At 60.8% G+C, this 8914-nt stretch carries 11 protein-coding genes; 3 read left to right on the plus strand and 8 right to left on the minus strand.

What is annotated here, in order from left to right:
- Positions 1 to 36: 36 nt before the first annotated feature.
- The 6 genes from AB5Y64_RS16010 to AB5Y64_RS16035 all read right to left on the minus strand — a co-directional run bounded on the left by AB5Y64_RS16010 (position 37) and on the right by AB5Y64_RS16035 (position 4155).
- Positions 37 to 1020 (minus strand): MDR family oxidoreductase, encoded by a 984-nt coding sequence (locus AB5Y64_RS16010; protein ID WP_262512620.1) that lies wholly within the window; start codon positions 1018 to 1020, stop codon positions 37 to 39.
- Between the two features lie 52 nt (positions 1021 to 1072).
- A complete protein-coding gene (locus AB5Y64_RS16015; protein ID WP_262512619.1) occupies positions 1073 to 1708 on the minus strand; it encodes a TetR/AcrR family transcriptional regulator in 636 nt (211 codons plus the stop codon).
- A 157-nt stretch (positions 1709 to 1865) separates the two neighbouring features.
- Entirely contained in the window at positions 1866 to 2114 is a 249-nt protein-coding gene (locus tag AB5Y64_RS16020; protein ID WP_010675223.1) for a GlsB/YeaQ/YmgE family stress response membrane protein, read from the minus strand.
- 128 nt (positions 2115 to 2242) lie between these two features.
- Positions 2243 to 2968: a UDP-2,3-diacylglucosamine diphosphatase gene (gene lpxH / locus AB5Y64_RS16025; RefSeq protein ID WP_104454368.1), complete on the minus strand. Its 726-nt coding sequence runs from the start codon at positions 2966 to 2968 to the stop codon at positions 2243 to 2245.
- A gap of 13 nt (positions 2969 to 2981) precedes the next feature.
- Positions 2982 to 3668, minus strand: a complete 687-nt coding sequence (locus tag AB5Y64_RS16030) for a DUF4269 domain-containing protein (protein ID WP_113977387.1) — start codon at positions 3666 to 3668, stop codon at positions 2982 to 2984.
- Positions 3658 to 4155 (minus strand): peptidylprolyl isomerase, encoded by a 498-nt coding sequence (locus AB5Y64_RS16035; protein ID WP_010675220.1) that lies wholly within the window; start codon positions 4153 to 4155, stop codon positions 3658 to 3660. The genes AB5Y64_RS16030 and AB5Y64_RS16035 overlap by 11 nt, the downstream gene beginning before the upstream one ends.
- A 191-nt stretch (positions 4156 to 4346) precedes the next feature.
- Here AB5Y64_RS16035 and cysS point away from each other — a divergent pair, with 191 nt between their 5' ends.
- On the plus strand, positions 4347 to 5723 hold the full coding sequence (gene cysS / locus AB5Y64_RS16040; protein ID WP_368204215.1) for a cysteine--tRNA ligase: 1377 nt from the start codon (positions 4347 to 4349) through the stop codon (positions 5721 to 5723).
- 235 nt (positions 5724 to 5958) lie between these two features.
- On the opposite strand, the gene AB5Y64_RS16045 is transcribed toward cysS, so the two are convergent.
- A complete protein-coding gene (locus tag AB5Y64_RS16045; protein WP_139737490.1) occupies positions 5959 to 6318 on the minus strand; it encodes a lysozyme inhibitor LprI family protein in 360 nt (119 codons plus the stop codon).
- A gap of 95 nt (positions 6319 to 6413) precedes the next feature.
- Here AB5Y64_RS16045 and AB5Y64_RS16050 point away from each other — a divergent pair, with 95 nt between their 5' ends.
- Positions 6414 to 7028, plus strand: a complete 615-nt coding sequence (locus AB5Y64_RS16050) for a hypothetical protein (RefSeq protein WP_319900464.1) — start codon at positions 6414 to 6416, stop codon at positions 7026 to 7028.
- A 106-nt stretch (positions 7029 to 7134) separates the two neighbouring features.
- On the opposite strand, the gene AB5Y64_RS16055 is transcribed toward AB5Y64_RS16050, so the two are convergent.
- A complete protein-coding gene (locus AB5Y64_RS16055) occupies positions 7135 to 7554 on the minus strand; it encodes a hypothetical protein (protein ID WP_368204217.1) in 420 nt (139 codons plus the stop codon).
- Here AB5Y64_RS16055 and AB5Y64_RS16060 point away from each other — a divergent pair.
- A partial coding sequence (locus tag AB5Y64_RS16060) for an IS1634-like element ISAs25 family transposase (RefSeq protein ID WP_368203629.1) occupies positions 7553 to 8914 on the plus strand: 1362 nt, incomplete at its 3' end. The genes AB5Y64_RS16055 and AB5Y64_RS16060 overlap by 2 nt on opposite strands.

Raw genomic sequence — 8914 nt, forward strand, 5'->3', positions numbered from 1 at the left:
CCTGGTCAGGCGAGCCGGCTCATATCGCGTCAGTCATCACCCCTGGACATTGACCAGGATCCGGCCGCGCACCTGGCCTGCCAGGAAGGCATCCCCCAGGGTCACGACCTGGGAGAGGGGCACTTCCCGGGTGAGGAGATGGAGGCGGGTCAGGTCGAGATCCTCGGCCAGTCGGGCCCAGGCCTGCTGACGCAGCGGGCGCGGTGCCATCACGCTGTCGATGCCATAGAGGGTGACGCCGCGCAGGATGAAGGGCATGACGGTGGAGGGGAAGTCCATCCCTCCCGCCAGACCGCAGGCGGCCACGGCGCCGCCGTAGCGGGTAGTGGCGCAGGCATTGGCCAGGGTGTGGCTGCCGACGGTGTCGATGACGCCGGCCCAGCGTTCCTTGCCCAGCGGGCGTCCCGGCGCGGCCAGTTCGGCGCGATCGATCACCTCGGCGGCGCCGAGGGACGTCAGATAGTCGGCCTCGTGCAGCCGCCCGGTGGCGGCCACCACTCGATAGCCCAGCTTGGCCAGGAGGGTGATCGCCACGCTGCCTACGCCGCCGTTGGCGCCCGTCACCAGAATGTCACCGTCATCGGGGGTGATGCCGTGCTTCTCCAACGCCATCACGCAGAGCATGGCGGTGTACCCTGCGGTGCCGATGGCCATGGCGTCCCGGGGCTGGAAGCGCCCAGGCAGGGCGACCAGCCAGTCGCCCCGGACCCGTGCCCGCTCTGCCAGCCCGCCACTGTGGGTCTCGCCCACGCCCCATCCGTTGAGCACCACCTTGTCTCCGGGGTGCCAGTCGGGATGCTGGCTCTCCAGCACGGTACCGGCAAAGTCGATGCCGGGGATCAGAGGGAAGCGGCGTACCACAGGGGAGGCGCCGGTGAGGGCCAGGCCATCCTTGTAGTTGAGGGAAGACCACTCTACCGCCACGGTCACATCCCCGGCAGGCAATATCTCCTCGGAGAGGCTCTGGTAGCTCGCGCGATAACCCGCCTCGTCTTTCTCGATCAGAATACCGTTGAACATCTTGTCTACTCCCATTAATTGGACTGACTGACTATTAATCTTCGTAAAAAAATCACTTTGCTAACTTCATGAAAAAATTGAGAAAAGAGAGCATGGGCTCGGTATCGCCCACCAGGCGTGCGCGCAGTACGGCCCCTTCCCAGCCGATCCAGAACTGATGGGCGAGGGCGGGGCAGTCGCAGCCGGGGGGCAGCTCCCCCGCCGTCACCGCGTCCCTCAGGCAGCGGGCAAGCAGCGCCTCCCAGTCGAGGAGGATCTGCTCAAGGCGCAGGCGCAGCTCGGGGGAGAGCTGCACCACCTCCTGACCCAGGTTGCCCACAAGGCAGCCCCGCTGGAACGCATAACGGGTCATGCCCCGGCAGGCGCTGTCGACGAAGGCGACAAGGCGGGCCAGGGGGGGCAGGCTCTCATCCTCCAGATAGCGCGTCAGCTTGCGGCAGAAGTAATGGTGATAGGCATCCATGACCGCCAGGGTGAAGTCGTGCTTGGTGGCGAAGTAGTGATAGAAGGAGCCCTTGGGGATCCCGGTCGACTGCAATACCCGCTCGATGGAGGTGGCGGCGATGCCCTGTTCGGTCAGCAGCTCCATGCCCCGGCGGATCAACAGATCCCGGGTGTCGGCATAGGTGTGCCCGTGCTGGGCAGGGCGGCCGCGAGGGCGGCGGGGCAGGGGGTCATTGGTTTGCATGGGGCTTATTAGACGCCTCAACTAGAAATAACGCAAGCGCGGCACCGAAGGGACGAAACGAGTGGATGAGATCGGGTAGTCGAGACAAGCTGGCGCCAGCGGGGCAGAAAACAGCGAGGGCGCCATTGGCGCCCTCGCATCGATGGGTGGCTGGGTCTCAACTGCGCAGCTTGTTGTAGACAAACAGCACGATCAGGGCGCCAACGGTGGCGATGATGATGCTCGGCAGGTTGAAGCCGGTGACCGTTCCCATCCCGAGCAGGGTGCTGACATAGCCCCCCACCATGGCGCCGACCACCCCCAGGATCACCGTCATGAAGAAACCGCCGCCATCCTTGCCCGGCATGATCCATTTGGCCAGAATGCCGACGATCAGCCCCAGTACCACCCAAGTAAGAAATCCCATGGTCTTCTCCTCGTTGTGTGCAGAGAACCAGAGTATATGCAGGGATCCAGCTTGTATCCCGCCACAGCACGGCGTGAGTCAGAAACGGTCATATGAGACTCGCTCCTGACCATGGCAGGCAGAGGGCCTCAGCCGAGCGCGCGGGTGTCGAGGCGCTGCCCGGCGGGGGAGCAGACCAGCACCGACCCCTGCTCGAACCAGTCTCCCAGCACGATGCGCCGCGCCGCACGCCCATCCAGGGTGAAGTCGTGGATGGCGGGCCTGTGGGTGTGACCGTGGATCATCAGGCGGCAGCCGTGCTGGCGCAGCATGTCGTCCACCGCCTCCGGGGTCACGTCCATGATGATCTGGCTCTTCTGGGCATTCTCCATCTGGCTCTGGCCGCGCATCTTGTGGGCGATGGCCTGGCGGCGCGAGAGCGGCAGGCGCAGGAAGAGCCAGCGTAGCCATTTGAGTTGTGTGATGCGGCGAAACTTCTGGTAGCCCTCATCTCGAGTGCAGAGCAGATCCCCGTGGCTCAGCAGCACCCGCTCGCCGTACAGCTCGATGACGCAGGGGTCGCCGAGCAGGGTCATGCCGGCCCGTTTGGCAAACTGGCGCCCCAAGAGGAAGTCGCGGTTGCCGTGAATGAAATAGAGGGGCACCCCTTGCTGGCTCAGGGCGAGAAAGGCATCGGCCACCTCGCGGTGGAGCGGGTTGGGGTCGTCGTCCCCAATCCAGAATTCGAACAGATCCCCCAGCACATAGAGGGCGTCGGCACCGGGCGCGTCTTCGGCCAGGAAGCGCACCAGGGCCGCCGTCATGTCGGGCCTGCCTTGGCTGAGGTGAATGTCACTGATAAAGAGGGTGCTCATGAGTTCCTGGGCATCATGGTAAGAGAGTCCCGCCTGGGTGCGGACAAGGCCTGTGACCTTGCACGTCGAGCGGGTGGGGGAGGGAAGGGCAGCAGTGCCCCGCAAGGTTGACGCCCTCCAGGGTCAGCAACGCCTCGTAAGGGTCGCCGGACAGACCCAGCAGGCGGCACATGGCCGCTTCCCCCTTGAGCCCTTCATCAACGCGCAGGCGCAGCACCTCCCGGTGGAAGGGGGCGCCAAAGCGCTCAAGCAGGGCGGCCATCAGGCTGAGGTGGCGCCAGCCATGACACATCTCGAGGGGATCAGGGGTGAGGTAGAGCTCGACTGGCCAGCACTGGCCATCTGGCCCGTGGCGTTGTTGCTCGGCGATCCATACCTGTTCGCCCTTGCTTCGCACCTGCCAGCCTTGTGCGGCCAGTGTCGCGGCAAGGAAGGCCGGGGCCGGATGCTGGCAGAGGATGTCGAGATCGCTGCCGGGTCTATCCAGCCCGATGGCGATCGTGCTCACCAGAGCCAGATCGTTGCACAGGGGGCCAAGCTCATCCCACAGGCCGCCGCTCAGCAGGGCGTGGGCCGAGCGCTGACGCTCGTTGCCCTGGACCAGATAGTCGAGGCGGCGCCAGTTGGGGGCGGCAGATGGAAAAACTGCGGCCGGGGCCGCAGTGGTATCAGAGCCTGGCCGGCAGGGATTACTCGGCAAGGGTCACCTTGGTGATGACGACGTCTTCGGTCGGAACGTCCTGGTGCATGCGGCCGTAGTTGCCGGTCTTCACGCCCTTGATCTTGTTGACCACGTCCATGCCGGCGGTCACTTCACCGAACACGCAGTAGCCGAAGCCCTGGGTGGTGGCGGACTTGAAGTCCAGGAAGTCGTTGTTGTTCACGTTGATGAAGAACTGGGCGCTGGCGGAGTGCGGCTCCATGGTGCGGGCCATGGCGATGGTGCCGACCTTGTTGGACAGACCGTTAGCCGCCTCGTTCTTGATGGGAGCGCGGGTCTCTTTCTCTTCAAAGCCCGGGGCATAGCCGCCGCCCTGGATCATGAAGCCGTCGATGACGCGGTGGAAGATGGTGTTGTCGTAGTGACCGTCACGGCAGTATTGCAGGAAGTTGGCCACGGTCTCCGGGGCTTTTTCCGCGTTCAGGGTCAGGGTGATGTCGCCGTGGTTGGTGTGCAGAGTAACCATGAGTTGTCCTTTCATTTTGACGCGGGCAGCAAGGTGCCCGCAGGTGTATGGCATAAAGTGGTGGCAATTCTAGCCCATCAAGGCCCTGCGGCATAGATGGCAGGGGGGAGAGGGGGCTTTTTCTGCCTCGTTTTCTATACCGGATGCGGTTAGAATGGCAGGCCATTTTACTCACAGGCAGTGGTCATAAGATGCTGAAGATATACAACACACTCACTCGTCAAAAAGAAGAATTCAAACCTATCCACCCGGGCAAGGTGGGCATGTATGTGTGTGGCGTCACTATCTATGATCACTGTCATATCGGCCATGGCCGTACCTTCGTCGCCTTCGACGTCGTCGCTCGCTACCTGCGTTATGCAGGATACGACCTCACCTATGTGCGCAACGTCACCGACGTGGACGACAAGATCATCAAGCGCGCCGCCGAAACGCACGTGACCTGTGACGATCTCACCGAGCGCCTCATCGGCGACATGCACCAGGATTTCGACGCCCTCGGCATGGTGCGTCCGGACATCGAACCCCGCGCCACCCAGCACATCGGCGAGATCATCGCCCTGGTTGAAACCCTGCTGGAAAAAGGGCACGCCTACGTGGCGGACAACGGCGATGTGATGTTTATCGTCGACTCCTACGCCGACTACGGCAAGCTCTCGGGCCAGGATCTGGAGCAGTTGCAGGCCGGCGCCCGGGTCGACGTGGTGGATGCCAAGCGCAATCCGCTCGACTTCGTGCTGTGGAAGATGTCCAAGCCCGGCGAACCGACCTGGGACAGCCCCTGGGGCCCGGGTCGCCCTGGCTGGCACATCGAGTGCTCCGCCATGAACTCCAAGCACCTTGGCAACCACTTCGACATCCACGGCGGCGGCTCCGATCTGCAGTTCCCCCACCACGAGAACGAGATTGCCCAGTCCTGCTGCGCCCACGGCGGCGACTACGTCAACACCTGGATGCACAGCGGCATGGTGATGGTGGATAAAGAGAAGATGTCCAAGTCCCTTGGCAATTTCTTCACCATCCGCGATGTGCTGGCCCACTACGACGCCGAAACCGTCCGTTACTTCCTGATGTCCGGTCACTACCGCAGCCAGCTCAACTACTCGGAAGATAACTTGAAGCAAGCCCGCGCCGCCCTGGAGCGCATGTACACCGCCCTGCGCGATCTGCCGGCGGCGGCCGCCGCCGGTGGCGACGAGCAGGTGGCTCGCTTCAAGGAAGCGATGGACGACGACTTCAACACCCCGGAAGCCTACTCCGCCCTGTTCGACCTGGTGCGCGAGATCAACCGCCAAAAAGCCGAAGACATTGCTGTTGCCGCCGCGCTGGGCGCCCGCCTGCGGGAGCTGGGCGCCGTGCTCGGCATCCTGCAACAAGACCCCGAGGCTTTCCTCAAGGGTGACGAAGCGGACGAAGAGGTCGCCGAAATCGAGCGCCTGATCGCCGAGCGCAATCAGGCCCGCGCCGACAAGAACTGGGCCGCAGCGGATGCCGCCCGTAACCGCCTCACCGAGATGGGCATCGTGCTGGAAGACAGCGCCGGCAAGACCAGCTGGCGCCGTGCCTAAGGCCGGTGGCCTTGTTGGCGCCTAGGCCAACAGGTTGAGCCAATAAAAAAACCGCAGCCATTGGGCTGCGGTTTTTTTGTGGCCTGCCGAAGCCTCGGCATTTTTCGGTCTGATCCCCTCGCCCCTTGGGGGAGAGGGTCAGGGTGAGGGGGGCTCGCATCATGACTCACCGGAGTGCCTGCAAGCCATCTGTTACTTGCCCCCAGTTCCTACCTGACCTGGTTGGCGCCTCTGATCATGGCTGGTCCGGCAGTGTGTTCAGGTCTTTGGTGCGCGCCTCGGTCAACTGGGTGAGACAACTGCTGTGGACCATGGGCGCCATTGATCCCCCTTCATAGACGCCGGCCTCGTAGCGGCACTGGGCATCGCGAAAGGCGATCCAGGCCCGTTGCGCAGTTCTCAGCCTCTCCAGCTGTGCCTTCTCCAGGGTGGCAACCCGCTTTTTATAGGCGGCATTGAGCTTGGCATCGGCTCGCTGGTAATCCTGAAACGCACAGATGTTCATGTCGGTTTGTGTCACCGGCGCAGTACAATCCTGTTCGGCCTGAACGGCAGTGGTTGCCAGCAAGAGCAACAGGGCGGGATAGGGTCTCAAGAGGCAGTTCCTTTGTGGTAGGGAGAGGGCCAATATACGGCATAAACCGGCCCGATGGCGGCTCTGTTTTTCAAGAATAACAAGGAGATGACGTCATGAAGTTGAACTGGATGCCGTTTCTGGCCCTGCCTCTGCTGGCGTCCGGGCTGTCTGTGGCCGCCACAGCCCCCGATATGCAGGTCCAAGCCCGCGCCAAGGTGGCCGAGTTTCTGGTCTGGGAGCGCAGCGTCAGACCGAGCGGCCTCTATCAGGCAGACCTGGGCGGTGCGTTGCCCAACATCGTCTCCCCCGAGCTGCTCTGCCTGCTCAATGCTGCCTCCAAGGCGCGGGAGATAGCCACTCGCGAAGCCCCGGACGAGAAGCCCCCCTTCGTCGAGGGCAACCCCTTCCTGCCCAATGCCTGGGATAACCTGCTGGGCTCGGAGATCCTCTCGTCGCGCGCCATCGCCGGCAGCCGGGATCGCAGCGAGGTCAAGGTGCGCTTCACCTTTGGCGAGCCGGGCACCCCGCTCGACGCCCCCAGCGGCACCTACCGTTTTGTCAGCACCTATCTGGTACTGGATGGGCCGCAAGGCGCCCGCATCACCGATATCGACGCTGGCGGTAGCTGCGACTTCTGCCAATCCGGCAGCCTGCGTGCCGCCCTCTATGAGACGCTCACCGCCTATCCCGCCGCAGGGGGAGAGCAGTGCAAGGGGTTGGGGAAATAGAAATCAGGAATATAAAAACCGCAGCCGAGGCTGCGGTTTTTATATTGAGATGAATGTGGGTTTTTAAGGGGGTAGTAATTAGTGTTTAAGTATGCCATTTAGATGGCTAAGGTAAATACCACTCAACTAATTCTTGTATATGTGGCGAACTAAAAATAACATCTGGCTTAAACAATATATTTTCTTCAGAAATCTTATCGATATACTCTGATATTTCTTTTAGATCATCTGGTGGAAACCCATATCTTATTAATAGTGTGTGAGTAGTGTTATTTGTTCCATACTTTAATAACTCAATCATTTTCAATGCGTTACTATCTTTTGTCGCACTATGATAAATATAAAATGCACCTATTAGTACATCCGATAGAGAGAATGCAATGACCGTATCGAGATAGTCGTAAGTATCGAAAACTATAGCATCATAGCTTACATCCGTCATTCCGCACCTGATTTTGCTATTTTCAGTGCTTGACGGCGATCGGCCGTTCTGATCTATTACTCTCTTTTGCAGGTAGATCATCATGGCCGCACCCGCTATCTCGATCCGTAACCTCGATCACCTTGGTTTGGTCGCCGCACTCTGCCAGGAACTGGGCATTGCCCGCATGATCGATGCCTTGCTCCCCAAAACCCCGCCTTTCAAGGTCTCACATGGTGAAGCCTTGGTCGCCATGATAGTGAACGGCCTCGGCTTTCACAGCAGCACCCTGCACATGTTCCCGCAATTCTTCGCTAACAAGCCGGTTGAGCGCCTGATTGGCCCCGGGATCTGTGCTGATGACCTCAATGATGATGTGCTCGGTCGCTGTCTCGATGCCCTCTTTGAGGCCGATGTCAGCGCCTTGTATCAGGTGATGGCGGCGCAAGTTGTCGAGCGGCTGGGGCTCAAAAGCACCGCAGTGCACCTCGATATTACCAGCTTCCACGTCGATGGCGCCTATGACTGTGCCGATGGGGATCTGGTCGGTAAGCTGCAACTGGTGCGTGGTTATAGTCGTGATCACCGGCCAGAGCTGAATCAAGTGATCCTTGAGCTCATCTGTGAAAATCAGGCTGGCCTACCTGTCTATATGCAGGCCCTGAGCGGCAATAGTAATGACACCAAAGCCTTTGCCCAGACCGTTCGTCGCCATTTGAGCAGTCTCAAGGCCGCGCAGGAGTGCCGTTATCTGGTCGGCGATGCCGCACTGTACTGCGCCGATACCTTGCAATTACTGGCGCAACAGCAGCAACTATTTGTGACCCGGGTGCCCGTCACTCTCAATGAGGCAAAGCAGGCCGTGGCAACCATAGGTGCACAACCGCTGACCGCTCTGGGCAATGGCTATCATGGCCGTTGGCAACACGCGAATTATGCCGGGGTCGCGCAACGTTGGTTGCTGGTGCGCAGCGAACAAGCCAGCCACCGCGAGCAGCAGACATTGGCCAAAAACCTGCTCAAAGACAGTACCCGCGAGCTCAAAGCCTTCGCCAAATTGTGTGCCCGACGCTTTGCTTGTGAGGCGGATGCCCAAGCTGAGTTGAGCTGTTTTACCGCCAGCTTGATGCTGCTGCAACTGGATGCCGAAGTGGTAGGTGAACCCGTTTATACAGGACGTGGCAGACCCAAGCGTGGCGAAGAGCCAATTGGCCATCAGTTTCAAATCACTGGGTTGGCGGCAACTAGCCTGGCTTGCGTTGAAGAGGCCCGCAACCAGACCGGGGTGTTCATCCTGGCGACCAATGACCACAGCGATACGCTGACCATGGCCGAACTTTTGGCCACCTATAAAGCGCAGCAGAATGTCGAACGGGGCTTTCGTTTTCTCAAGAGCCCGGAGTTTTTAACCTCCTCACTGTACCTGAAAAAGCCGGAGCGGATTGAAGCGTTGCTCATGGTGATG

Source organism: Aeromonas sp. R5-1 (assembly GCF_040908265.1).
Classification (GTDB): Bacteria; Pseudomonadota; Gammaproteobacteria; order Enterobacterales; family Aeromonadaceae; genus Aeromonas; species Aeromonas caviae.